This window comes from Aeromonas sp. PS2Canimalfood6 (genome assembly GCF_048276795.1).
Taxonomy (GTDB): Bacteria; Pseudomonadota; Gammaproteobacteria; order Enterobacterales; family Aeromonadaceae; genus Aeromonas; species Aeromonas caviae.
Map to the genome: position 1 here is coordinate 1 of NZ_JBLUXC010000129.1, position 1,349 is coordinate 1,349.

1 protein-coding gene is annotated in these 1,349 nt (G+C 53.4%); it reads right to left on the reverse strand.

The genetic code is table 11. The features are described 5' to 3' along the window. Nucleotides 1–260: 260 nt before the first annotated feature. Nucleotides 261–1,274 carry an IS110-like element ISAeca3 family transposase gene (locus ACNPAA_RS20845; RefSeq protein WP_052815087.1) on the reverse strand — a complete coding sequence of 338 codons (1,014 nt, stop codon included), beginning with the start codon at nt 1,272–1,274 and terminating at the stop codon, nt 261–263. Between the last annotated feature and the right edge of the window lie 75 nt (nt 1,275–1,349).

Below are 1,349 nucleotides of genomic sequence, written 5' to 3' on the forward strand. Positions count from 1 at the left end.
AAAATCTATGGTCACCCCCTTTTTTGCAACCTTGATTTCGGGTGTTGTGGTTGGCTTGCTTAAATCTATCCGGCGTCTTGATGGAGAATGTTCTCCGCGCCACGATGAGAATCGCGCCTGACTGTCCTAAAAAGACCCTCGGCCTAGAAAGCCTATTCTTTTGCCAGGTTATCAGTCAGGCCGGTATGCCGTTCACGTCATCCAATATCACAGTCGCAAAACCAGGTGGGTGTGTCAGTACAAAAGTAAATAGGGGCGCGTCAGGTTGGCATTGCCCGAAATTCGGTATGCCGTGCCGCCAGCGCCCAAGCCGTGCGGGCCAACTTGTTGGCTAGTGCACAAGCCACAACATTCGAATGCCGCCGAGTCAACATAGACCTGACCCAATCAGCCAATCGTCCCGTTTGCCGCTCTAGCCGTTGCATATAGGCTCGTGCACATTGCACCAACAATCGTCTAAGATTTTTGTCGCCACGCTTGCTGATACCCTTCAGGTTTGCCCGGCCCCCAGTACTGTACTGGCGTGGTACCAATCCGACTGACGCCGCGAAATCACGACTACATCGATAGTGTTTTCCGTCACCGAGCTCGGCGGCCAACACGCTGGCAGTGATCGGGCCGACACCAGGGATTGTCATCAGACGCTGACCAAGATCGTCATCGCCAAGCTGGCTGGCCAGTTCCTTGTCGATCTCGGCAATTTGCTGCTCCAGATACTTGAAATGGGCATGCAGCCTCTCCAACATGGTAATCAGTCGCGCTGGTAACTCGTGTTCAGCCATCACAGAAGGCAGGCGCTTGATGGCGGCATGACCGACGGGCAGACTGATGCCAAATTCGAGTAAAAAGCCGTGTATCTGGTTCGATGCCTTAACCCGATCGCGCACAAACGATTCGCGCACACGATGCAGTGCTCCCAACGTTTGCTGGCTTTCGGTCTTGGGCGTTACAAACCGCATGGAGGGACGGCAGGCGGCCTCGCAAATAGCTTCAGCATCGATGAAGTCGTTCTTGTTGCTCTTGACGAATGGGCGCACGAATTGAGGCGAAATGAGCTTACTCTCATGCCCAAATTCAGCCAGCCGACGAGCCATGTAATGGGCTCCGGCACATGCCTCCATGACGATGGTGCATACAGGAAAAGTTGCGAGGGATTCGATGAGCTTTGTCCGGTTGAACTTCTTGCGAAGAAGAGCCTTGCCGAACCGGTCTTGACAGTGAATGTGAAAAGAGTGTTTACCGAGATCAATACCAATAAGCGCAACGTTTTCCATGATGGCCTCTCCTGAAAGAAAAACACCCTGTCAGCGTACCGCTCACAGGGTGGGGGTGACCATCTCATTAGACCC